At 65.9% G+C, this 23,249-nt stretch carries 19 protein-coding genes; 18 read left to right on the forward strand and 1 reads right to left on the reverse strand.

The window, feature by feature from the left end:
• Window positions 1–61: 61 nt before the first annotated feature.
• From glnE to UB43_RS23735, 15 genes are all read left to right on the forward strand, one after another.
• Window positions 62–3,007, forward strand: a complete 2,946-nt coding sequence (gene glnE / locus UB43_RS23665; RefSeq protein ID WP_045216083.1) for a bifunctional [glutamate--ammonia ligase]-adenylyl-L-tyrosine phosphorylase/[glutamate--ammonia-ligase] adenylyltransferase — start codon at window positions 62–64, stop codon at window positions 3,005–3,007.
• Window positions 3,008–3,292: 285 nt separating this feature from the next.
• A complete protein-coding gene (waaF, locus tag UB43_RS23670) occupies window positions 3,293–4,336 on the forward strand; it encodes a lipopolysaccharide heptosyltransferase II (RefSeq protein ID WP_045216085.1) in 1,044 nt (347 codons plus the stop codon).
• Window positions 4,333–5,406, forward strand: a complete 1,074-nt coding sequence (waaC, locus tag UB43_RS23675) for a lipopolysaccharide heptosyltransferase I (protein WP_045216089.1) — start codon at window positions 4,333–4,335, stop codon at window positions 5,404–5,406. The genes waaF and waaC overlap by 4 nt, the downstream gene beginning before the upstream one ends.
• Window positions 5,403–6,524, forward strand: a complete 1,122-nt coding sequence (locus tag UB43_RS23680; protein ID WP_045216091.1) for a glycosyltransferase family 4 protein — start codon at window positions 5,403–5,405, stop codon at window positions 6,522–6,524. The genes waaC and UB43_RS23680 overlap by 4 nt, the downstream gene beginning before the upstream one ends.
• Before the next feature lie 151 nt (window positions 6,525–6,675).
• Entirely contained in the window at window positions 6,676–7,482 is an 807-nt protein-coding gene (rfaP, locus tag UB43_RS23685) for a lipopolysaccharide core heptose(I) kinase RfaP (protein WP_045216093.1), read from the forward strand.
• Window positions 7,482–8,216, forward strand: a complete 735-nt coding sequence (locus tag UB43_RS23690) for a lipopolysaccharide kinase InaA family protein (protein ID WP_045216095.1) — start codon at window positions 7,482–7,484, stop codon at window positions 8,214–8,216. Before rfaP ends, UB43_RS23690 begins: the two co-directional genes overlap by 1 nt.
• Window positions 8,213–8,968, forward strand: a complete 756-nt coding sequence (locus tag UB43_RS23695; protein ID WP_045216097.1) for a lipopolysaccharide kinase InaA family protein — start codon at window positions 8,213–8,215, stop codon at window positions 8,966–8,968. Before UB43_RS23690 ends, UB43_RS23695 begins: the two co-directional genes overlap by 4 nt.
• Complete coding sequence (locus UB43_RS23700; RefSeq protein ID WP_045216099.1) at window positions 8,965–10,452, forward strand: lipopolysaccharide kinase InaA family protein; 1,488 nt, start codon at window positions 8,965–8,967, stop codon at window positions 10,450–10,452. The genes UB43_RS23695 and UB43_RS23700 overlap by 4 nt, the downstream gene beginning before the upstream one ends.
• Window positions 10,453–10,457: 5 nt before the next feature.
• Window positions 10,458–12,215: a carbamoyltransferase gene (locus tag UB43_RS23705; RefSeq protein ID WP_045216102.1), complete on the forward strand. Its 1,758-nt coding sequence runs from the start codon at window positions 10,458–10,460 to the stop codon at window positions 12,213–12,215.
• Window positions 12,199–13,332, forward strand: coding sequence for a glycosyltransferase (locus UB43_RS23710; RefSeq protein ID WP_045216105.1), 1,134 nt, complete (start codon window positions 12,199–12,201; stop codon window positions 13,330–13,332). Before UB43_RS23705 ends, UB43_RS23710 begins: the two co-directional genes overlap by 17 nt.
• 85 nt (window positions 13,333–13,417) lie before the next feature.
• On the forward strand, window positions 13,418–14,314 hold the full coding sequence (locus UB43_RS23715; RefSeq protein WP_045216107.1) for a hypothetical protein: 897 nt from the start codon (window positions 13,418–13,420) through the stop codon (window positions 14,312–14,314).
• Window positions 14,314–14,868, forward strand: a complete 555-nt coding sequence (locus UB43_RS23720) for a serine acetyltransferase (RefSeq protein WP_045216109.1) — start codon at window positions 14,314–14,316, stop codon at window positions 14,866–14,868. The genes UB43_RS23715 and UB43_RS23720 overlap by 1 nt, the downstream gene beginning before the upstream one ends.
• Window positions 14,869–15,048: 180 nt before the next feature.
• Window positions 15,049–16,005 (forward strand): glycosyltransferase, encoded by a 957-nt coding sequence (locus tag UB43_RS23725; protein WP_045216111.1) that lies wholly within the window; start codon window positions 15,049–15,051, stop codon window positions 16,003–16,005.
• 35 nt (window positions 16,006–16,040) lie between these two features.
• A complete protein-coding gene (locus UB43_RS23730) occupies window positions 16,041–16,907 on the forward strand; it encodes a glycosyltransferase family A protein (protein ID WP_082085894.1) in 867 nt (288 codons plus the stop codon).
• An 11-nt stretch (window positions 16,908–16,918) separates the two neighbouring features.
• Window positions 16,919–18,139, forward strand: a complete 1,221-nt coding sequence (locus UB43_RS23735) for an O-antigen ligase (protein ID WP_256205247.1) — start codon at window positions 16,919–16,921, stop codon at window positions 18,137–18,139.
• Here UB43_RS23735 and UB43_RS23740 read toward each other — a convergent pair.
• The gene (locus UB43_RS23740) at window positions 18,123–18,773 is read right to left on the reverse strand and encodes a lipopolysaccharide kinase InaA family protein (RefSeq protein ID WP_045216117.1); all 651 of its coding nucleotides are present in this window, start codon (window positions 18,771–18,773) and stop codon (window positions 18,123–18,125) included. The genes UB43_RS23735 and UB43_RS23740 overlap by 17 nt on opposite strands.
• Before the next feature lie 100 nt (window positions 18,774–18,873).
• Between UB43_RS23740 and msbA the strand changes: the two genes are divergently transcribed.
• The 3 genes from msbA to UB43_RS23755 all read left to right on the forward strand — a co-directional run bounded on the left by msbA (window position 18,874) and on the right by UB43_RS23755 (window position 23,213).
• Window positions 18,874–20,706: a lipid A export permease/ATP-binding protein MsbA gene (msbA, locus tag UB43_RS23745; protein ID WP_045216120.1), complete on the forward strand. Its 1,833-nt coding sequence runs from the start codon at window positions 18,874–18,876 to the stop codon at window positions 20,704–20,706.
• 22 nt (window positions 20,707–20,728) lie between these two features.
• The gene (locus tag UB43_RS23750; protein WP_045216123.1) at window positions 20,729–21,625 is read left to right on the forward strand and encodes a GNAT family N-acetyltransferase; all 897 of its coding nucleotides are present in this window, start codon (window positions 20,729–20,731) and stop codon (window positions 21,623–21,625) included.
• 175 nt (window positions 21,626–21,800) lie between these two features.
• On the forward strand, window positions 21,801–23,213 hold the full coding sequence (locus UB43_RS23755; RefSeq protein WP_045216125.1) for a PIG-L deacetylase family protein: 1,413 nt from the start codon (window positions 21,801–21,803) through the stop codon (window positions 23,211–23,213).
• The last annotated feature ends 36 nt before the right edge of the window (window positions 23,214–23,249 follow it).

The raw sequence follows: 23,249 nt of genomic DNA on the forward strand, positions 1-23,249 counted from the left end.
AAACTACAGGGGCGCGAAAAGACAGGAATGCCGGCGCCTCGCCGACCACTCAGGATAGACCATGAGCCTGCCGTCCCTGGCCGCTTTGCCGGCTACTCTCAAGCCTCTCGCCGAGCGCGCTGAGCAGAATTTCCGCACCGCCATCGCCGCGTTTTCCGCCGAGCAGATCGCCAGCTTCGACAGCTGGTCCGACGAGCGGCACGCCGATTTCTCCCGCGTCACGGCCGGCAGCGACTTCGTCGCCGAGCAGGTCCAGCGCGATCCTGCCTTTCTATTGGAGCTGGCCGCGACCGGTGAGCTGGAGCGTGCCCTGCAGCCCGGCGAGATGGGTGCGCAGCTGGAAGCGCTGCTGGCCGACTGCGCCGACGAGGACGAACTGGGCCGCCGCCTGCGTCGCTTCCGCCGGCGCCAGCAGGTGCGCATCATCTGGCGCGACCTGAGTCGCCGCAGCGACCTCGCGGGCACCTGCCGCGACCTGTCGGACCTCGCCGACGCCAGCATCGACCAGTCCCTGGCCTGGCTCTACCAGCGCCATTGCCAGCAGTTCGGCGTGCCCATCGGCAACCGCTCGGGCCTGCCGCAGAAGATGATCGTGCTGGGCATGGGCAAGCTGGGGGCGGGGGAGCTGAACCTGTCCTCGGACATCGACCTGATCTTCGGCTACCCCGAGGGTGGCGAGACGCAGGGCGCCAAGCGCGCGCTGGATAACCAGGAATTCTTCACCCGCCTGGGGCAGAAGCTGATCAAGTCGCTGGACGCGATCACCGTCGAGGGCTTCGCCTTCCGCGTCGACATGCGCCTGCGACCCTACGGTTCCAGCGGCCCGCTGGTACACAGCTTTGCCGCGCTGGAGCAGTACTACCAGGACCAGGGGCGCGACTGGGAACGCTACGCGATGATCAAGGCCCGCGTGGTCGGCGGTGACCAGGAAGCCGGCCAGCGCCTGCTGGAGCTGCTGCGCCCGTTCGTCTACCGGCGCTACCTGGACTTCTCCGCCATCGAGGCGCTGCGCACCATGAAGCAGCTGATCCAGCAGGAAGTCCGGCGCAAGGGCATGAGCGAGAACATCAAGCTGGGCGCCGGGGGCATCCGCGAGGTGGAGTTCATCGCCCAGGCCTTCCAGTTGATCCATGGCGGCCGTGACCTCAGCCTGCAGCAGCGGCCGCTGCTGCGCGTGCTGGCGATCCTCGAAGGGCAGGGCTACCTGCCGCCGCAGGTGGTCGCCGAGTTGCGCGAGGGCTACGAATTCCTGCGTTACGCCGAGCACGCCCTGCAGGCCATCGCCGATCGGCAGACGCAGATGCTGCCGGAGGACGAGCTCGAGCGAATCCGCGTCGCCTTCATCATGGGCTTCGCCAACTGGTCGGCGTTCCACCAGGCCACCAATCAATGGCGCGATCGCATCGACTGGCATTTCCGCCAGGTCATCGCCGACCCGGACGAGGACGAAGACGGCCAGGTCGACACCACCATCGGTGGCGAATGGATTCCGCTCTGGGAAGAGGCGGTGGACGAGGAGTCCGCCTGCCGGCAGTTCGCCGACGCCGGGTTCACCGAGCCCGCGCAGGCCTGGAAACGCCTGACCGACTTGCGTCATGGCACCCAGGTGCGTGCCATGCAGCGTCTTGGGCGCGAGCGGTTGGATGCCTTCATGCCGCGGCTGCTGAACATGATCGCCGAGCGCGGCCCGGCGGACGTGCTGCTGGAGCGCACGCTGCCGCTGATCGAGGCGGTGGCGCGGCGCTCCGCCTATCTGGTGCTGCTCACCGAGAACCCTGGTGCGCTGGAGCGCCTGCTGACCCTCTGCGCGGCCAGCCCGATGGTGGCCGAGCAGATTGCCCGCTTCCCGATCCTGCTTGACGAGCTGTTGAACGAAGGGCGCCTGTTCCGCCCGCCGCAGGCCGCCGAACTGGGCGCCGAGCTGCGCGAGCGGCTGATGCGCATTCCCGAGGACGACCTCGAGCAGCAGATGGAAACCCTGCGCCACTTCAAGCTGGCCCATGCCCTGCGCGTGGTGGCCTCGGAGATCGCCGGCACCCTGCCTTTAATGAAGGTGAGCGATTACCTGACCTGGCTGGCCGAGGCGATCCTCGAACAGGTGCTCGTCCTGACCTGGGACCAGCTGGTGCAGCGCCATGGCAGGCCCACTCGCGTGGACGGCACGCCGTGCGATCCGGACTTCATCATCATCGGCTACGGCAAGTCCGGCGGCCTGGAGCTGGGCCACGGTTCGGACCTGGACCTGGTCTTCATCCATGACGGCGACCCGCAGTGCGAGACCGATGGCGAGAAGTCCATCGACGGCGCGCAGTTCTACACGCGCCTGGGGCAGAAGATCATCCACTTCCTCACCGCGCAGACGCCCTCGGGCATGCTCTATGAGGTGGATATGCGCCTGCGTCCGAGTGGCGCCTCCGGGCTGCTGGTCAGTTCGCTGCGCGCCTTCGAGGCGTACCAGCTGGGCGAGGCCTGGACCTGGGAGCACCAGGCGCTGGTGCGCGCCCGCGTGCTCGCGGGCTGCCAGCGGGTGGCCAAGGCCTTCGAGGCGATCCGCGCGAAAGTCATCGGCCAGCAGCGCGACCTGGCCGAGCTGCGCAAGGAAGTCAGCGAGATGCGCGCCAAGATGCGCGACAACCTCGGCACCCAGAGTACCGCTGCCGGTACGGCGCCGAATGCCTTCGAGGCCGCGGCCCCGTTCGATCTCAAGCAGGATGCCGGTGGTATCGTCGATATCGAATTTATGGTGCAATACGCGGCCCTGGCCTGGTCGTGGCAGCACCCGGAGCTGGTGGAGTTCACCGACAATATCCGGATTCTGGAAGCGCTGGAGCGGGTCGGGTTGATGTCCGGCGAGGATGTCCTGAAGTTGCAGGACGCCTACAAGGCTTACCGGGCGGCGGCGCACCGATTGTCCCTGCAGAAGCAGCCGGGCGTGGTGAGCGGCGACCACTTCCATGCGCAGCGGCGCATGGTGATGCAGATGTGGAAAGCCTTCGAGCTGACCTGATTCGCTGCGATTTCCCTCGAAGTAGCCAGCATCCGGCGGGATGATGTTCGCCGGAGTGGGCCGCGCTGTCGGTTGCCTGCGCGGCTATACAGAGGTCAGGAGTTGGGCGCGTGATGCCATTGCGCCAGGTCACAGGGAGTGACGAAATCCGCCCGGCCGCGAGGTGCGCTGGGCTAGACTGCCGGCATTCGATGCTCGGCACCCGACCGTGAGGGCACGCGCCACACGGCTGGATGAATGGAGTACGGGGAGGCGAGAGCCTCCCCGGTCGTTTCTGGAAAAGGCATGAGAATTCTGATCGTAGGCCCCTCCTGGGTGGGCGACATGGTGATGGCGCAGACACTCTTCCAGTGTCTGAAGCAGCAGCATCCGGACTGCGTGATCGACGTGCTGGCGCCCGACTGGAGCCGGCCGATCCTCGAGCGCATGCCCGAGGTGCGCCAGGCCCTGAGCTTCCCGCTCGGCCACGGTGTGCTGGACATCGCCTCGCGCCGCCGCATCGGCAAGACCCTCAAGGGCCAGTACGACCAGGCGATCCTCCTGCCCAACTCGCTGAAGTCGGCGCTGGTGCCGTATTTCGCCGGCATCCCCAAGCGCACCGGCTGGAAGGGCGAGATGCGCTACGGCCTGCTCAACGACATCCGCGCGCTGGATAAAGAGCGCTACCCGCTGATGATCGAGCGCTTCATGGCCCTGGCCTACGAGCCGGGTGCGAAGCTGCCGCAGCCGTATCCACAGCCGCGCCTGGCCATCGACCCGCACAGCCGCGAGACCGCGCTGGCCAAGTTCGGCCTGAGCCTGGACCGTCCGGTGCTGGCGCTGTGCCCTGGCGCCGAGTTCGGCGAGGCCAAGCGCTGGCCGGCGGAGTACTACGCCAAGGTCGCCGAGGTGAAGATCCGCGCCGGCTGGCAGGTGTGGATCTTCGGCTCGAAGAACGACCATCCCGGCGGCGAAGACATCCGCATGCGCCTGATCCCCGGCTTGCGCGAAGAGTCGGTGAACCTGGCCGGCGAGACCGCCCTGTCCGAGGCCATCGACCTGATGTCCTGCGCTGGCGCCGTGGTCACCAACGATTCCGGCCTGATGCACGTGGCCGCCGCGCTGAACCGCCCGCTGGTGGCGGTCTACGGCTCCACTTCGCCGCAGTTCACCCCGCCGCTGGCCGATGCCGTGGAGATCGTCCGCCTCGGCCTGGAATGCAGCCCCTGCTTCGATCGCGTGTGCCGCTTCGGCCACTACAACTGCCTGCGCGAGTTGAAGCCGCGCCCGGTGATCGAAGCGCTGGACCGACTGGTCGCTGACCCGGTGGATGTGGAAAGCGCCGAATGAGGGTCCTGCTGATCAAGACCTCGTCCCTGGGCGATGTCATCCACACCCTGCCGGCGTTGACCGATGCTGCCCGCGCCATTCCCGGCATCCAGTTCGACTGGGTGGTGGAGGAGGGCTTCGCCGAGATTCCCGCCTGGCACCCTGCCGTGGCCCAGGTGATCCCGGTGGCGATCCGGCGCTGGCGCAAGAACCTCTGGCAGACCCTCAGGAGCGGCGAGTGGAGCCGCTTCAAGCGCCGCCTGAAGGAAGTCGACTACGACCTGGTGATCGACGCCCAGGGCCTGCTCAAGAGCGCCTGGCTGACCCGCTACGCTCGCCGTCGCACGCCGATCGCCGGCCTGGACAAGGAGTCCGCCCGCGAGCCGGCGGCCAGTCGCTTCTATAACCGCACCTATCCGGTCGCCTGGGGCCAGCATGCTGTCGAGCGCGTGCGCCAGCTGTTCGCACAGGCGCTGGACTACCCGCTGCCCGCCGGCACCGGCGACTACGGGCTGGACCGCAATCGCCTGCTGGACTCGGTGGAGAGCGAGCCCTACCTGGTGTTCCTGCATGGCACCACCTGGGTGACCAAGCACTGGCCCGAGGTCTACTGGCGCGAGCTGGCCCAGCGCATGGGCGAGCGCGGCTGGCAGGTGCGCCTGCCCTGGGGCAGCGAAGCCGAGCGGCAACGCGCCGAACGGCTCGCCGAAGGCTTGGAAAACGCCTCCGTGCTCCCCAGATTAAGCCTCGCAGGCATGGCCAAGGTACTGGCCGGCGCTTCCGCCTGCGTGGCGGTCGACACCGGGCTCGGACACCTGGCCGCCGCACTGGATGTGCCGACGCTGTCGCTGTTCGGCCCGACCAACCCCGGTCTGACCGGCGCCTACGGGCGTTCGCAGGTGCACCTGGCCAGCGACTGGCCCTCCTGTGCGCCCTGCCTGCAGAAGACCTGCACCTACCAGCCGACGGCCGAAGACAAGCGCCAGTTCGACCTGCGGCATGAACAGCCTCTGTGCTTCACGCGCCTGAATCCCCAGCGCGTGGCGAACCAGCTGGAGGCACTGCTGCTGGCCCCGGAGACGCTTCGATGACCCTGGCTTTCGTCCTCTACAAATACTTCCCGTTCGGCGGGCTGCAGCGTGATTTCATGCGCATCGCCCTGGAGTGCCAGAAACGTGGCCACTCCATCCGCGTCTACACGCCGATCTGGGAAGGCGAGGTGCCGCCCGGCTTCGATGTGCGCGTGGCGCCGGTGAAGTCGCTGTTCAACCATCGTCGCAACGAGAAGTTCAGCGCCTGGCTGGCCGCGGACCTCGCGCGCTCGCCGGTGGACCGGGTGATCGGCTTCAACAAGATGCCGGGCCTGGATGTGTACTACGCCGCCGACGGCTGCTTCGAGGACAAGGCGCAGACCCTGCGCAATGCTTTCTACCGTCGCTGGGGCCGTTACAAGCACTTCGCCGACTACGAGCGCGCGGTGTTCGCGCCGGAATCGAAGACCGAGATCCTGATGATCTCCGAAGTCCAGCAGCCGCTGTTCATCAAGCATTACCGCACCCCCGAGGCGCGCTTCCACCTGCTGCCGCCGGGCATTGCCCAGGACCGCCGGGCACCGGCAAACGCCGGCGAAATCCGCGCCGAATTCCGCCGTGAGTTCAAGCTGGGTGACGACGAGCTGCTGCTGGTGCAGATCGGTTCCGGCTTCAAGACCAAGGGCCTGGACCGCAGCCTCAAGGCGCTGGCCGCGCTGCCGCGCTCGCTGCGCAAGCGCACCCGCCTGATCGCCATCGGCCAGGACGATCCCAAGCCGTTCCTGCTGCAGGTGAAGGCGCTGGGCCTCTCGGACAACGTGCAGATCCTCAAGGGGCGCAGTGATATCCCGCGCTTCCTGCTGGGCGCCGACCTGCTGATCCACCCGGCGTACAACGAGAACACCGGCACCGTGCTGCTCGAAGCGCTGGTCGCGGGCTTGCCGGTGCTGGTCACCGATGTCTGCGGCTATGCCCACTACATCGACGAGGCGAAAGCCGGTCGTGTGGTGCCGTCGCCCTTCGAGCAGGAGCGGCTGAACTCCATGCTCCAGGAGATGCTGGAAGACGACGCCGTGCGCGCCGACTGGTCGCGCAACGGCCTGGCCTTCGCCGACAGCGCCGATCTCTACAGCATGCCGCAGCATGCGGCCGACGTGATCCTGCGGGGGCATGAATGAACGCTTTGGCTCTCGTAGGAGCGAGCTTGCTCGCGAACAGCCGGATGGATCGTGCCGCCCCAATCGCGAGGCCGGAGCCGTTCCCTACGGCTTCCGGCATTCCCCACATCCATGTGGGTCACAAGCTTGCTCTTACAGATAGGGCTGTGCCGTGAAGCTGGATTTGAAAGAACCCTTCAAGACCCTCTGGGCCGGCAAGGACCCGTTCGCCGAAGTCGAGCGCCTGCAGGGCAAGGTCTACCGCGAACTGGAGGGCCGCCGCACGTTGCGCACCGAAGTCGACGGGCGCGGTTTCTTCGTCAAGATCCACCGTGGCATCGGCTGGGGCGAGATCGTCAAGAACCTGTTCAGTGCCAAGCTCCCCGTACTCGGAGCGGGGCAGGAGCAGCGCGCCCTGGAGCGCCTGCACCAGGCCGGCGTGGCAACCATGACCTCGGTGGCCTATGGCGAGCGCGGCGGCAATCCGGCCGCGCAGCACTCCTTCATCATCACCGAAGAGCTGGCGCCGACGACCGACCTGGAAGTCCTCTCGCTGGACTGGCTGCAGGCGCCGCCCGAGCCGCGCCTGAAGCGCGCGCTGATCGCCGAAGTGGCGAAGATGGTCGGCACCATGCACCGCGCCGGGGTCAACCACCGCGACTGCTACATCTGCCATTTCCTGTTGCACACCGACCGCCCGATCAGCGCCGATGACCTGCGCCTGTCGGTCATCGACCTGCACCGCGCCCAGACCCGCGCCGCCACCCCGCGCCGCTGGCGCGACAAGGACCTGGCGGCGCTGTACTTCTCCGCGCTGGACATCGGCCTTACACGCCGCGACAAATTGCGCTTCCTGCGCGGTTACTTCCTGCGCCCGCTGCGTGACATCCTCCGTGAGGAAGCCGCGCTGCTGGCGTGGATGGAACGCAAGGCGGCCAAGCTCTACGACCGCAAACAACGATACGGAGACCTGCTCTGATGGCCGGCTGGGTACTCGAAGCCGACTACCAGCATCTCGCCGCCGATTTCGGCAGCCTGGATGCCGTGTTCGCCCTCGAAGGCGAGCGCATTACCAAGGATGCGATGTCCGACGTCGTGCGCATCGAGCGCGACGGCGTGCGCTATTACGTCAAGCGCTACCGCAAGCCGGGCAAGGGCTTCCGCCGCTACCTGCCGCGTCCGCGGGTGAAGGCCGAGTGGCAGAACCTCAAGCAGTTCGCCAAGTGGGGCATACCGACCGCGAAGGTGGTGGCCTACGGCCTGGAGCGCGTCAACGGTGGCTTCTCCCGTGGCGCGATCATCACCCGCGAGCTGGTCGGCACCGAGGACCTGCATGCCCTGGCCAAGCAGGACGATCCGCGTCTGAAGGATCGCGCCTGGGTCGAGCACGTCATGCGCCAGCTGGCCGGCTACACCCGGACCATGCATGACCACCACTTCACCCACAACGACCTGAAGTGGCGCAACATCCTGGTGGACGGGGAGGGCACGGTGTACTTCATCGATTGCCCGATCGGTGATTTCTGGGTCAGCTTCATGCTGCGCTACCGCATCAGCAAGGACCTGGCCACCCTCGACAAGGTCGCCAAGTACCACCTCTCCTACACGCAGCGCCTGCAGTTCTACCTGCTGTACCGGCGCCGCGAGCGATTGAACGCGTCGGACAAGAAGCGTGTCCGACAGATCGTCCATTTCTTCGAGGGACGCGAGTGAAGGATTTCATTGCCGAGGGCGACCAGGCCCTGCTGGAAAACAATGCCCTGGCCGATTTCGACGCCCTCTGGGCCCTGCAGCTGGAAGCCGTGGACGAGCCCAACACCGAGCGCGGCGGCTGGAGCAGCGTGTACCGCTTGGAGCTGGACGGCACCGCCTACTACCTCAAGCGCCAGAGCAACCACCTGACCCGCAGCCTGAAACGCCCGCTCGGCGAGCCGACCTTCAGCCGCGAGTTCCGCAATATCCAGCGTTACCACCAGCTCGGCATTCCCTCGATGCAGGCGGCCTTCTTCGGCGCGCGGCAGGTCGGCGGCGAGCGCCGGGCAATCCTGATGACCCGTGCCCTGGACGGCTGGCGTGACCTGGACAGCCTGCTGCAGGGCTGGTCGAACCTGCCTGCCGAGCGCCGCCAGGCCATCCTGCGTGCCTGTGGCATGCTCGCCCGTCGCCTGCACGAGGCCGGGCAGATGCATGGCTGCTTCTATCCCAAGCACATCTTCCTGCGCGAAACCGACGACGCCTTCGAGGCGACCCTGATCGACCTGGAGAAGACCCGCCCGCTGTGGTTCGGCCAGCGCGACCGCGTGCGCGACCTCGAACCGCTGCTGCGTCGTGCGCCGGACTGGAGCGAGACCGACGTGCGCAACCTGCTGGCGGCCTACCTGGGCACCGCTTCCGGCGGCCCGGAAGTCGACGACTGGTACCGCCGACTGGGCGCGCGCCGCAAGAAGAAGGAAAACCGCGCATGAGGCTGTCTGCCCTGCGCGATGCCGGCCGCGCCCCGTCGCTGCCCCTGCGCATCGAGCTGGAAGACGGCGCCGGCCCGGCCGAGCTGCGCCTGGACAGCCTGCTGCGCGTCCTGCCCGGCCAGCGTTACGTCGCTGCGGCCAATTGGCGCGGCCGCCCGGTGCTGGCCAAGCTGCTGGTCGGCGGTCGTGCCGCGAAGCAGTTCCAGCGCGAACTCGACGGGGTGCGCCTGCTCGCTGAGCAAGGCCTGACCACGCCGCAGTTGCTGGCCGACGGCCTGAAGGATGGCGAGGGTGGCTGGCTGCTCTTCGAATTCCTCGACAACGCCCAGAGCCTCTGGGATGCCTGGCGCGTCGTGGAAGGCGAGCCGCTGCTGTCCGACGGCCAGGCCGCCGTCATCGCCGAGGCGCTCACTGCCATCGCCCGGATGCACGCCAAGGGCCTGTGGCAGGAAGACCTGCACCTGGACAACCTGCTGCGCCACGCCGGCCAGCTGTACCTGATCGACGGCGCCGGCATCCGCGCGGAAACCCCTGGCCAGCCACTGTCGCGCAAGCACGTGCTGGAAAACCTCGGGGTGTTCTTCGCCCAGTTGCCGGCCAGCCTCGATCCGTTCCTGGAAGAACTGCTGATCCACTACCTGCTGGCCAACGGCGAGCACGCACTACCGCTGGAAGCCTTGCAGAAGGAAATCGCCAGGGTTCGTCGCTGGCGCGTCGGCGACCTGATGAAGAAGATCGCCCGCGACTGCAGCCTGTTCAGCGTGTTCAAGGGGCCGTTCGGCCTGCGCGCGGTGCGCCGCGAGGAAGAGGAAGGCCTGCAGCCACTGCTGGCCGATCCGGATTCCTACATCAATCGCGGACACATCTACAAGACCGGCGGTGCTGCAACTGTCGCCCGCGTGGAGCTGAATGGCCGGCCTCTGGTGGTCAAGCGCTACAACATCAAGAACCTGCTGCACTGGTTCAAGCGTTTCTGGCGCCCCAGTCGCGCCTGGGCTTCCTGGCGCGAGGGCAACCGCCTGGACTTCCTCGGCATCGCTACGCCCAAGCCGCTGGCGGTGATCGAGCGCCGCTGGCTGTGGCTGCGCGGGCCGGCCTTCCTGATTACCGATTACCTGGCCGGTCAGGATATAATCGCCCGTTTCAAACCCTACCTGGACCATCCGGAGGGGGGCGGCCTGCCGCCGGAATCGGATCTTGTGGCCCTGGACAGACTGTTCGCGGCGCTGGTGCGCGAGCGCATCAGCCACGGCGACCTGAAGGGGCACAACCTGTTCTGGCAGGAGCAGGGCGAAGGCGGGCAATGGTCGTTGATCGACCTCGATGCCATGCAGCGCCACTCGCGAGAAGCGAGCTTCGCCCGCGCCTATGCCCGCGACCGTGCGCGCTTCCTGCGCAACTGGCCAGAGGGCAGCGCACTGCACCGGCTGCTCGACGAACGTTTACCGCGGGTGCCTGGCACCCGCCCAGATGAAAGAGGCTAGACCCTGTGGCATTGACCATCCTCGGCCTGTCCGGCGCCGTAAGCCATGACCCTTCCGCCGCCCTGTACATCGACGGCAAGCTGGTCGCGGCCGTCGAAGAAGAGCGCTTCGTCCGTGACAAGCACGCGAAGAACCGCATGCCCTACGAGTCGGCCAAGTTCTGCCTGGAGCAGGCCGGGATCAAGCCGTCGGACGTTGACGTGGTGGCCATTCCCTTCGCCCCCATCAGCATCTTCGACAAGGCCCGCTGGCACTACGCCAAGCGCTACGCCTACGCGCCGGACCGCGCGCTGGACGCCATCCTGCTCGGCAATCGCCGCTACAAGCGCTACTACAAGCGCATCCAGTGGTGCCTGCAGCAGCTGGGCTTCGACCTGAAGAAGACCAAGATCCAGCCGGTCGAGCACCACCTGGCCCACGCCTCCAGCGCCTACCACTGCTCGGGCTTCAAGGAGAAGACGGCGATCCTCGGGATCGACGGCAAGGGCGAGTACGCCACCACCTTCTTCGGCTACGGCGAGAACGGCAAGATCCACAAGATCAAGGAGTTCTACGATCCGGACTCCCTCGGTGGCCTGTACGGCGCGCTGACCGAATACCTCGGCTTCGACATGCTCGACGGCGAGTTCAAGGTCATGGGCATGGCGCCCTACGGCGACGCCAGCAAGTACGATTTCTCCCGCCTGGCCAAGTTCGAGAACGGTGAGCTGATCATCAACACCGAGTACGCCAACGTCATCGGCTTCCGTCGCTACAAGGAAAAGGGCAAGGGTTACTACTTCTCGCCCAAGCTGATCGAGTGGCTCGGCCCGAAACGTGAAGGCGATATCGCCGACGATCCCTACATCCACTATGCCGCCAGCATCCAGGCTCTGTTCGAGAAGCTGTCGCTGGAGATGATGGATTACTACCTGGGCGACATCATCCGCGAGACCGGCAAGATCGCCTTCGCCGGCGGTTGCGCGCTGAACGTCAAGCTCAACCAGAAGATCATCGCCCGTCCCGAGGTCAAGGAGCTGTACGTGCAGCCCGCGGCCAGCGACGCCGGCACCGCCGTTGGCGCCGCCGCGTACGTGTCCTGGGAACGTGGCGTGCCGGTCGAGAAGATGGAGCACGTCTACCTCGGCCCGGAATACAGCAACGAAGACGTCATCGCCGCCTGCGCCCGTCACGAGGCCAAGCCGACCTGGCGCAAGATCGACAACCTGTCCGAACTGATCGCCAAGGTGCTGGTGGACGGCAACCCGGTGGCCTGGTTCCAGGGTCGCCTGGAATTCGGCCCGCGCGCCCTCGGCGGCCGCTCGATCATCGGCTGCCCGAGCGTTCCCGGCGTGGCCGACCGCATCAACGCGCAGATCAAGTTCCGCGAGCGCTGGAGACCCTTCTGCCCGTCGATGCTCGATACCGTCGGCCCGCAGATGTTCAAGATCGACCACCCGGCGCCCTTCATGACCTTCACCTTCGAAGTCAACGAAGAGTGGAAGACCCGTGTGCCGGAAGTCGTCCACGAGGACGGCACCTCCCGCGCCCAGGTCCTCAAGCGCGAGTTCAACCCGCGCTACTACGACATGATGAAGGAGCTGGAGCGGCTCACCGGCAACGGCGTGGCGCTCAACACCTCGCTGAACCGCCGTGGCGAACCGATGGTCTGCTCGCCGACCGACGCCCTGAACATGTTCTACGGCTCGGACCTGCAGTACCTGATCATGCAGGACATCCTCGTGGTCAAGGACGGCGCGGAGCCCTATGACTCGCTCGGCTGAACCGCGCGTCCTGCAGTTCTGCCACGGCTATGACGGGCCGTTCCTCGACTGTGCCCGTCAGTACGCCAGCCTGTTCGCCGGCACTGGCTACCGGGTTACCACGGTATTCCTCACCGGTGCGCCCGATCCGGAAGTCGTGGCCGGTTGCGCCAGCGACGAAGTGCTCTTCCTCGACTACAGCTCGCGGGACATCCGCGGGCTGAAGCTCAAGGCCATCCGCGACCTGCGCGAGATTGCCCGTTCCCGTGATTTCCGCTTCTGCATCGCGCACCGCTTCAAGCCGACCTGGATCGCCATGCTCGGCACCAGGCTGCCGATCATCGGTGTGCACCATGGCTTCGGTGATTTCCAGCGCCTGGGGCGCAAGCTGTTCGCGCGCTTCTTCGCCGAGCGCCTTAGCCTGCTGGGCGTGTCCAATGCGGTGCGCGACGAAATCCGTGCCTGCCTGCCGGCCTGGCCGCAGGACCGCATCGAGACGCTCTACAACCGGGTCGACGTCGACGCCCTCAGGGACCAGCAGGTCGAACGCTATCCGGCGCGCCAGCACCTGGGGCTGGCGGACAACGCCTGGGTGGTCGGCAACGTCGGCCGCCTGCATCCGGACAAGGACCAGGCCACCCTGCTGCGCGGCTTCGCCCGCGCCCTGCCGCGCCTGCCGCACAACAGCCTGCTGGCGATCCTCGGCAAGGGGCGACTGGAAGAGGACCTCAAGGACCTCGCGCGCGAACTGGGCATCGCCGACCGCGTGCTGTTCCTTGGCCAGGTTCCGGACGCCAAGCGCTACTTCAAGGCTTTCGACGTATTCGCCCTGACCTCCGACCACGAGCCTTTCGGCATGGTCCTGCTGGAAGCGATGGTGGCGGGTGTGCCGCTGATCTCGACCTCCGGCGGCGGTGCCGGGGAAATCGTCGAAGGACTGGGCATCCTCTTCCCGCTGGGCGACGATGCCGCGCTGGCCGAAGGCCTGCGCCACCTGTCGGTGCTGGACCGCGAGCAGCGGGTGATGTGCGCGCAGCAGATGGAGCAGCGTTTGCAGACGCGCTTCTGCGATGAGGCCGTGCGCCGGGAGTTCTGGAGTCTGCCGCTGGTGAAGGCGTTACTCGCCCCCTCCCGCTGACGGCCCTGCGGCTCTCCCTTCATTCTTACTGGCCTGGACGCTGGTTGCGCCCTTTGGCGATTCACTGACGAGCGCGCGATTGCAAATGCTGGAACTCAAACTGGAAGGTGGTCGACGCTGGCTGGGCGATGGGAGTGTGCAGATTCCCATCACCGAGTTCGGGGAGTGCCGTGGGCGATACCAGGGGAGTGTGTTCCTGCTCGCTTCCGGGCCTTCTGCCGGGCAGTTCCCGCTGGCGCGCTATGCGGACTGGCCGGTCATCGCGATGAATGGCTCCATCGTTCGCTGCGCCGACCAGAAGATCACGCCGTTCTTCTATATCTGCGATGACCCCGGATTCGTGCGCGATCGCCCGGACCTCGCCTGCCTCGGCGCGCGCAGCGCCACGCACCTGGCAATGAGCCTCAACTGTTTCCAGGCGCTGCATCGTCATGACCCGACCTTGTTGCCGCAGAGGACGAATGTCTTTCTGCTGGAGAGGGTCAACCGCCGCCATGGCATGGCCGTGCTTTCCGACCGCTCCTATGCCTGGTCGATTCGCCATGATCCCGATCTGATCTGCGGGTTTTCCCTGCTGCGCAGGAAGGCCAATCGCATTGGCTTCAGCCGCGACATGAGCAAGGGTTACTTCGGCGGCCGCACCATCCCCTACGCCGCAACGCAACTGGCCTGCCACCTCGGCTTCGGTCAGGCATTCATCATCGGGATGGACCTGAACAAGAACATCGGGCGCTTCTACGAAACCGGCGCGGCCGCCCTGCCCAGCAGCCTCGACGAGGATTTCGAGGATTACATCCTGCCCAGCTTCCGGATCGTCGCCGAGAAGGTCACGCCCCGATATCCGCTGCGGCTATTCAACCTGTCGCAAGGCAGCCGATTACCGGCCAGCGTTGTGCCGAAAGTCGAACCCGCCCAGCTGGATGCATTGCTCGAAGCAGAAATGGCAGCCGCGGGTGGAAAACGTCTGCGAGTGAGGTCGTGATGGATCTGCAGCAACTGGTCGAATGCTGGAAGTGCGAAGTTTCGAACAAGAAGAAGCCCGGAAGTCGCATTGGCCTGTTCAGCAACATCGTGAAGCGCGCCTACAAGAGCAACGTGCTGCGCTATCTGCTGCAGTTTCGTCTGGCCCAGTTCCTTTACGCCAAAGGCGGAATGCGCCGTCGTTACGCGCTGCGCATGCAGCGCAAGTTGAACCGTCGCTATGCGGTGGACATCAGCGTTGCCGCGCAGATCGGCCCCGGTTTCCGGATCGCTCACCTGCCGGGAGTGGTCATCACCGGCTACGCGCAGATCGGCAGGAATTTCTTCATTCGGCAGAACTCCACGGTGGGCATCAAGACGTTGGGGCTATCGCGTTACTCGCTGGTGATCGGGGACGATGTGAGCCTCGGTGCGCACAGCTGCATCATCGCCGATGAACTCGAGATTGGCAGTGGTGTCACCATTGGAGCGATGTCCTTTGTCAACAAGGATCTCCCCGCGGGTTGCACCTATTACAACGTCCGTCAGAGCCAGCTCCTGCCTGCTGCATCCTGAGATGGCCATCGTCTTGACCGGGTTGTTCAGCGTCCCCTAATCTTCGCGGCGCATTGTCCTTGTCGCCGTTTCCTCGCGGAGGGTGAAGGGGCGGGCGCATGGAAGCTGGGCGATTGCCGTATCCGGCCCGGGACGCACGTTAATTCGATTGCCCGCACTCCGGGATGCCAAAGGTGAGTCTTGAAAGTTCTGTTCCTGGTCCAGAAAGAACAACGTGCCATTCTCGACCGTCTGTATGACGGTATCGCCGAACATTGCGATTGCGACCTGCGCTGGCTGAGCAGCGACGAGCAGGCCAACCTGCGCCGGTATTTCCGCGAGCACGTGGATGTGTCGAAGTACGACCGCATCCTGTTCTTCCTGCGCTTCAAGAAGGAAATGCGCCAGGCAGCCTTCATCCGCAGCGTGCCCAACCTGGTCATTCTCGAGCACGACGCCTACCAGAACTACATTCCCTGCAAGTACACCGGGAAGTTCAGCGCGCACTACCGCCGGCTGCCCTGGGCGAGAGTGATCAGCTCGGGCTTCATGGTCAGCGAGCGCCTGCGCCAGGAAGGCTTCGATGCGGTCTTCGTGCCCAAGGGGTACGACCAGGACCTGCTGCACGACCTGGGCCGGGAACGGGATATCGAGCTGGCCTTCGTCGGTAGCACCGGCAGCGTGGCCTACAGCGGCCGCAAGGCGCTGCTGGATGAGCTGGGCCGGGTGGAAAACCTGCTGGTGACCAAGACCAACTCGGGCGACGATTACCTGAACACGCTCAACCGCATCCGCTTCTTTGTCAGCGCGGATGTCGGCATGGGCGAGTACATGATCAAGAATTTCGAGGCCATGGCCTGCGGCTGCGTGCTGCTGGCCTATGACCAGGGTGAAGCGGAGAACCGCGCGCTGGGCCTGCAGGACATGCACAACGTGGTGCTGTACCGCGACGTCGCCCAACTGCGCAGCAAGCTGCAGCTGCTGCGGGACGATCTGCCGCGCGCGGCCCGCATTGCCGAAGCCGGCCGGGCGCTGGCAGTGGAAGGTTTCGGGTTCAGCCAGATCGGGGCAAGGATTGTCCGGGCCATGGCTGTCCCGCTGCGTGAGAGGCCGCAGCCCGGTATGCTGGAGCGCTGGCGACTGGCTCTGGGGTTCTGACCTGTGGCCGCTATCTGCCGGTTATTGAGGTGTCTGTGGAATACCCGCTGATTTCCGTGCTGGTGCCTTGCTATAACCGCGAGCGTTATATCGAAGAGACACTGCTGAGCATTCTTGGGCAGGACTATCCCAACTTCGAGCTGATCGTAGTGGATGACGGGTCCAGCGATCGCAGCGCCGAGATGATCCAGGCGCTGCAGCAGGAGCATGGCTTCCAGTTCTACCGCCAGGCCAACCAGGGGGTCAGTGCCGCGCTCAACACGGCGCTGGGCCATGCGCGGGGCGAGCTGGTGGCAACCCCGGACTCCGACGACATCATGATGCCGGGGCGCCTGAGCCTGCAGGCGAACTATCTGCGTGAGCACCCCGAGGTCGGTTGCCTGGGCGGGCGCGCTGTCTATATCGATGCCGAAGGCAAGCACCTGAAGGGTGGCCCAGGCAATGCCGTGCGCCAGTACAGCTTCGACGAGTTGCTGGGGCAGGCCATCGCCATCGGCGCGACCGTGGCCATGTACCGGCGCGAGGCCATGGACCGGGCTGGCGGCTACGATCCGCAGATCCGCATCCAGGACTTCCAGATGAGTCTGAAGATCGCGCATCTGGGCTACCGGGTCGAAGTCCTGCCGGAAGTGGTCAGCGGCTACCGCCGCCATGAGGGCAACCTGTCGCGGACGGCATACAAGAAGCAGCTGCATTATGATCGGATGGCGGTCGCGCCGTACCGTGACCACCCGGCCTATGGCCCTGGCATGACCTGTATCCTCAACAAGGCGCTCAAGCAGTCAGTGGTCGGTGACAAGGGCTACGCCTGGTCGCTGCTGCTGCAGCTGCCGCCGTGGCGCTGGAATCGCACCACCCTGCGGCGGGTTCGCCATTTGTTGTTCAAGTTCGGGCGGGAATAAGAAGTTTGTCGATGAAGGAAATGTTTGCCCACGCCTGGCGTGCCTGGTGCCCACGGATGACCCCGATGGGGGCGAGCCAGTGCCGGACGGGGCGGGTTGCCGAGGCAATGCTCGGCATCGGGGTGCTGTGGAGCATCGCTGGCGTAATGCTGACGCCGAGCATGAAGTTCTACTTCCAGATGGTCGCGCTGTTCGTCTACCTGCCGTCGCTGTGGCTGTGCATTGCCCGCCGCCAGGAGCTTGGGCACCTGTTGCGGGCCCGCCGGGAGATCTGGATCCTGCTGGCTCTGTTCGGCTGGGCGGTGTTCTCGCTGCTCTGGTCCGGAACAGAAAAGCCGCTGGGCCAGCTGAAGATGGTGTCGCTGTTCATGCTGTTCATCCTCGGCTGGGTGCTCTGGGCCCGTGCGGACGAGCGCCGGCTGTGCCTGGCCATACTGTCGCTGGCGCTGGTGGTCGGCCTCTACAGCCTGGTGGCGCTGATGTTCGCGCCAGATTATGGCGGAGGGCGGCTGACGGGGTTTGGTGGCTTCCTCGACAACCCCAATGCGGCAGCCTATTCGATCGCCTTCGTGACTGTCATGTGCGTGCCGCTGTTGCCGCGCCGGGGCTGGCGGCAGCTGCCGTGGGTATTCCTGTTGGCGGCTTCGCTGGTTTACGTGGCGCTGTGTGGCAGCCGTGGAGCCCTGCTGGCATTGATGGTCACTGCCATCTTCAGCCTCAGTCTGGTGCCGGGGCGGATCGCCAAACTGCTGCCTCTGCTGTTGCTGTTGGGGGGCGCGACCCTGGTTGTCGTCGAGCCCGGCTTGATGGCACGGGGTGACGCCGAGCGCTTCGAACTGTTGCGTAGCGCCTGGCCGCAGATGCAGCAGCATTTCTGGCTGGGCGTGGGGCTTGGGGCTGACTATGCGGTGACCAGCGGGAAGGCCGTTTATGAAAACGGTGTGCATAACTTCCCGGTGCACACCGCCATCCAGTACGGCGTGCCGGCCATGCTGGCTTTCCTGGTGCTGTGGGGCATGATCGGCTACCGCGCCTGGTGTTGCCGCTCGCGGGCATTGGGCCTGTCGGTAATGCTGCTGTGGGTGTTCTCCAGCGTCGCCATGCAGTTCGACGTGTTCAGCCTGTGGGAGCGCACGCGTGCCATGTGGCTGATGCCCTGGGTCGTGATCCTGCTGGGGTTGAGTCTTGAGCGCTGGCCACAGGTGCGGCCGGCGGTCATGGAGCCGAGCTGAGGAACTGTCGCAGTTCGGCCAGCGGCCAACGAACCGGGCTGTGAGAAAGGTAGGCCTGTGAAAGGCTGTCGGTATTGCCGGCCAGCAGCCACTGGCGATCCTGGGTATAGCGCAGCATGTGGGCGAAATTGCGTTTGCGCTGCTGGCGCGACAACGCCCGGCGCTGCTTCTTCATGTCCGCGAGGTCGATCAGGCCCAGGGTGCCTTCGGGAGTCTTCACCACGTTGCCCAGGTGCAGCGAGCGGAAGTAGACGCCCTGGTCGTGCAGCCCGGCGATCAGTTCGCCCAGTTGCGCCGCCAGTTGCGTATCCGCCTCGCCTGCTTCGATCACCTGGCGCAGCGTGTCGCCCGGCAGGGGCTGGTAGTGCACGGCATCGCGGGCGATATCGGGAATGCGGTAAACCGCGATGATCTGCGGGCAGGGCACCGCCAGGCGCTGCAGCGTCTGGGTGTTGTCGGCGAAGCGCTGCGCATAGGGATAGAGCGCCGCCGAGGAGATCAGCCGCTTGCGTCGGAACAGTTTCAGGAAGTTGCCATCGGCCAGGCGCAGGACCTTGTCGCCATGCTTGTCGGCTTCCAGCACCTGGGCGCCGGCGCGCAGCGCTTCGTAGGCGGAGAGAGCGAGGTCTTGCATAACGGGTCCCTGAATCGATAGCCGGCTATAGTAGCCCAGCCGCCGGGCAAACGAGAGCGCTGTGTTATAATCGCCGACCTTTTAAGCGTGCGATTCCTACATGTCCGGTAAAGAACCCCAGGCTCCTTCGAGCCTGAAGATCTACTTCCGACTGCTGTCCTATGTGCGTCCGTACATCGGGATGTTCCTGCTCAGCATCATCGGCTTCCTGATCTTCGCCGCGACCCAGCCGATGCTGGCGGGCATCCTCAAGTATTTCGTCGACGGCCTGGCTCATCCGGATGCCAAGCTGTTCCCCAATTCCTCCGTGGCCTGGCTGCGTGACCTGTCGCTGCTCTACGCCGTGCCGCTGCTGGTCGTGCTGATCGCCGTCTGGCAAGGCGTCGGCTCCTTCCTCGGCAACTACTTCATCGCCAAGGTTTCCCTGGGGCTGGTCCAGGACCTGCGTATCGCGCTGTTCAACAATCTGCTGACCTTGCCCAACCGCTATTTCGACAGCAACAACTCCGGCCACCTGATCTCACGCATTACCTTCAACGTGACCATGGTCACCGGCGCGGCCACCGATGCCATCAAGGTGGTGATCCGCGAAGGCATGACCGTGGTCTTCCTGTTCCTCTCGCTGCTGTGGATGAACTGGAAGCTGACCCTGGTGATGCTCGCCATCCTGCCGATCATCGCGGTGATGGTGACGACCGCCAGCCGCAAGTTCCGCAAGCAGAGCAAGAAGATCCAGGTCGCCATGGGCGACGTGACCCATGTGTCCTCCGAGACCATCCAGGGTTACCGCGTGGTTCGCAGCTTCGGCGGCGAGCCCTACGAGCGTGAACGCTTCCGCCACGTGACCAGCGAGAACACCAGCAAGAACCTGCGCATGAACAAGACCTCGGCGATCTACACGCCGATGCTGCAACTGGTGATCTACAGCGCCATGGCCGTGCTGCTGTACCTCGTGCTGCTGCTGCGTGGCGATGCCACCGTCGGCGACCTGGTGGCCTACATCTCCATGGCCGGCCTGCTGCCCAAGCCGATTCGCCAGCTGTCCGAAGTCAGCTCGACCATCCAGAAGGGCGTGGCCGGCGCCGAAAGCATCTTCGAGCAGCTCGACGAGCAGCCCGAGGTAGACAACGGCACCATCGAGCGTGACCGCGTACAGGGTCGACTCGAAGTGAAGAACCTCAGCTTCACCTATCCGGGCACCGGGAAGAAGGTCCTCAACGACCTGAACTTCAGCGTCGAGCCGGGCCAGATGGTGGCGCTGGTCGGTCGCTCCGGCAGCGGCAAGTCGACCCTGGCCAACCTGATCCCGCGCTTCTACGACCATAGCGACGGGCAGATCCTGCTCGACGGCACCGACGTCGAAGACTACAGGCTGAGCAACCTGCGCCGGCACATCGCGCTGGTGACCCAGCAGGTCAACCTGTTCAACGACAGCGTGCTCAACAACATCGCCTATGGCGACCTCGCCAGCCGGCCGCGCGAAGCGGTGGAAAAGGCGGCCGATGACGCCTTCGCCCGCGAATTCATCGACCGCCTGCCCGAAGGTTTCGAGACCGAGGTCGGCGAAAACGGCGTGATGCTTTCCGGCGGCCAGCGCCAGCGCCTGGCGATTGCCCGCGCGCTGCTCAAGGACGCCCCGGTGCTGATCCTCGACGAAGCCACCTCGGCGCTGGACACCGAATCCGAACGGCATATCCAGGCCGCCCTGGAGAAGGTCATGGAAGGTCGCACCACCCTGGTCATCGCCCACCGCCTGAGCACCATCGAGGCGGCGGACCTGATCCTGGTGATGGACCAGGGCCACATCGTCGAACGCGGTACCCACGACCAACTGATCGCCCAGAACGGCTACTACGCCCGCCTGCACGCCCGCCAGTTCGCCGACGACCCGGTCGGTGGCAGCGAGGAAGCGCCAGTCGAGCAGCCGGTATGACGCAGGTGTGGAACAGCCAGGCATGCTGAACCGTCTGCGAGTCTTCCGCGAACGCGGCTGGACGCCCATTGCGGCGGCCGACTATGCCGCTGCTTGGCAGCGCTTCGGCGGCAGCGTCGCCACCCACCCGGATGTGGTCGAGCGGCTCGCGGCCCTGGCTGGAATCCCGGTTCGTTACCTGGGGTGGTTCGAGGGCGATGAACTGCGCGCCGCCGTGCCGACCTGGGGGCGCAACCTGGCCTTGTCCAAGGACGTGCTCAAGCGCGAAGGCAAGAAGGCGCTGTTCGACCTGGGCAATGCCGAGATCATCCTGCCTATCGCCGAGGGCGCGCGCATCGAACTGCGCCATCAGGTGCGCTACCTCTCCGAGCTCAACCGCGAGCAGGTCAGCGACGCCCGCGAGCAGCCCGAGCAACTGGCGATGAATCGCGCGCCGGCCGACTTCTCGAAGAAATTCCGCTACAACCAGCGCCGCGAACAGCGCCTGCTGGAGGAAGCGGGCGGCGTGCTACAGCCCATGAGCGAGCTGAGCCCCGAGGAGCAGGCGAGCATCTATGCCGACCTGTTCCAGCGCCGCTGGGAGTTCGAGGTGCCGGGCAAGGCACGGCTGGCCGAAGTCTTCGGTCTGATGCGCGACTTCATGCGCGGCTCGCTGGTGCGCCTGGACGGCGAACCGGTGGCGATCCAGATTCTCTACCGGGTCGAAGCGCCGAAGTGGGTCAGCGTCGAGTACATCAACGGCGGCGTGGCTCCGGAAAACCGCGAGTTCAGCCCCGGCAGCGTGCTCAGCTTCGTCAATACGCAAGAGGCCTGGGCCGAGGCCGAGGCGCTGGGCAAGCCGCTGCGCTACTCCTTCGGCCGCGCCGACCGCGAGTACAAGGACCGCTGGTGCCACCGCGTGCCGGTGTTCCAGGTCTGACCCCGCTTTTCGTAGGAGCGAGCGTGCTCGCGAACCGCATGACACGGCAGTGCCAGGCGGAATACCGTTCGCGAGCAAGGGCTGGGCGCCCCCTCGCTCCTACAGTTCGTGTACGGTGCCTTGGCCCGTGCGTAGGAGCGGACTGCGTCCGCGATCGGTTTCCACGGAGAACGACATGACCGCCCGCAAGCAGCATCTGCTCAAACAGCACCGCCGCAAGAAGCGCGCGGTCCTGCTCGTCGCCCTGCTGGCGCTGATCCTGCTGGGCATCTTCGCACCCTGGTGGAGCGTGCCACTGGTCGTGCTGCTCGGCTGGGTCGCCCATGAGGCGTGGTTCGCCGATCACCTGTTCTACTCCCCGCGCGACGACTACCGCTACGACTTCCCCGAAGGCTCCATCGCCCTGCCGGTATCCCTGGGCCCGCATGGCTTGCACGTTGCCACCGGCGCGTTGCCGGAGCGGGAGGAGACCCTGGTGCTGGAGATCGAGGTGAAAGCCTCGCTGCTCGGCCGCTGGCTCGATCCGCAGGTAGTGATCGAAGGCGTCGAGAACGACCGCCAGGACTTCGAGCGGGGCGTCAGCGGCAAGCGCTACATCAACCTTTCCGGCCAGGGTGAAGCGCTGCGTGCCGGGCACCTGCGCATCCGCAGCCGCCATTGCCGGCTGGCGCAGCAGGGCGTGCTGCATGCCTTCGACAATCCCGACTACGCCCGTCAGCGCCTGTTGATCATCGCCCCTCACGCGGACGACGCCGAACTGGCTGCCTTCGGCCAGTACAGCCGTTGCCCGGAGGCCTGGATCGTCACCCTGACCCAGGGTGAGATCGAGGCCGAACACTACCAGCGTCTCGGGCTGGGCAAGGCCGAGGCCGCCAGGCTCAAGGGGCGCCTGCGCACCTGGGACAGCATCGCCGCGCCGCTTTGGGGTGGCGTGCCGGCCGAGCGTTGCGTGCAGCTGGGCTACTACTGCCTGCAGTTGCCCGCCATGGCGGCCGAGCCGAGCCAGGCGTTCGGCTCGAAGGAGTCCGGCGAGACCGACATCCGCAGCGTGCGCGGCTTCAATCCGCTCGCGCTGCCGGGTGACAGCGACGGCGCGCCGACCTGGCTCAACCTGGTGGCTGACCTGACCACGCTCATCGAGCACATCCGCCCCGAAGTGATCCTCACCGCGCACCCGGAGCTGGACCCCCACGCCGACCACGTGCACGCCACCCGCGCCACCCTGGAGGCGATCGAACGCAGCAGCTGGAAGCCTCAGACCCTGCTGCTCTACGCCAACCACCTGCACGACAACGACCGCTGGCCCATGGGCCCGGCCGATGGCGGCATCGCCCTGCCACCTTGTATCGAGGCGTTGCCGGCCGACCCGCTGTGGAGCCCGGTACTGGACGCCGCGACCCGCGTCGACAAGGCCCAGGCACTGGCCCTGCAGCACGACCTGCAGACCCCGCTCACCGGCAAGAAACGCCTGCGCCGGCTGATCCAGCGGCTGCTCGCCGGGCGCCAGTGGCCGGTCACCGGCGACGACGAGTTCTTCCGCAAGGCCGTGCGCCGCCACGAGTTGTTCTGGGTTCGCAAAGTCCCCTAGAGAATGCCGTGACCGCCCGGTGCCCGGCGCAAGTCG

The sequence above is a fragment of the Pseudomonas sp. 21 genome, from assembly GCF_000955805.1.
Lineage (GTDB): Bacteria > Pseudomonadota > Gammaproteobacteria > Pseudomonadales > Pseudomonadaceae > Pseudomonas.

Coding starts and splice junctions, on each gene's coding strand:
- glnE (WP_045216083.1), top strand. CDS start 62: ATGAGCCTGCCGTCCCTGGCCGCTTTGCCGGCTACTCTCAAGCCTCTC.
- waaF (WP_045216085.1), top strand. CDS start 3,293: ATGAGAATTCTGATCGTAGGCCCCTCCTGGGTGGGCGACATGGTGATG.
- waaC (WP_045216089.1), top strand. CDS start 4,333: ATGAGGGTCCTGCTGATCAAGACCTCGTCCCTGGGCGATGTCATCCAC.
- UB43_RS23680 (WP_045216091.1), top strand. CDS start 5,403: ATGACCCTGGCTTTCGTCCTCTACAAATACTTCCCGTTCGGCGGGCTG.
- UB43_RS23690 (WP_045216095.1), top strand. CDS start 7,482: ATGGCCGGCTGGGTACTCGAAGCCGACTACCAGCATCTCGCCGCCGAT.
- UB43_RS23700 (WP_045216099.1), top strand. CDS start 8,965: ATGAGGCTGTCTGCCCTGCGCGATGCCGGCCGCGCCCCGTCGCTGCCC.
- UB43_RS23710 (WP_045216105.1), top strand. CDS start 12,199: ATGACTCGCTCGGCTGAACCGCGCGTCCTGCAGTTCTGCCACGGCTAT.
- UB43_RS23715 (WP_045216107.1), top strand. CDS start 13,418: ATGCTGGAACTCAAACTGGAAGGTGGTCGACGCTGGCTGGGCGATGGG.
- UB43_RS23720 (WP_045216109.1), top strand. CDS start 14,314: ATGGATCTGCAGCAACTGGTCGAATGCTGGAAGTGCGAAGTTTCGAAC.
- UB43_RS23735 (WP_256205247.1), top strand. CDS start 16,919: ATGAAGGAAATGTTTGCCCACGCCTGGCGTGCCTGGTGCCCACGGATG.
- UB43_RS23740 (WP_045216117.1), bottom strand. CDS start 18,773: ATGCAAGACCTCGCTCTCTCCGCCTACGAAGCGCTGCGCGCCGGCGCC.
- msbA (WP_045216120.1), top strand. CDS start 18,874: ATGTCCGGTAAAGAACCCCAGGCTCCTTCGAGCCTGAAGATCTACTTC.
- UB43_RS23750 (WP_045216123.1), top strand. CDS start 20,729: ATGCTGAACCGTCTGCGAGTCTTCCGCGAACGCGGCTGGACGCCCATT.
- UB43_RS23755 (WP_045216125.1), top strand. CDS start 21,801: ATGACCGCCCGCAAGCAGCATCTGCTCAAACAGCACCGCCGCAAGAAG.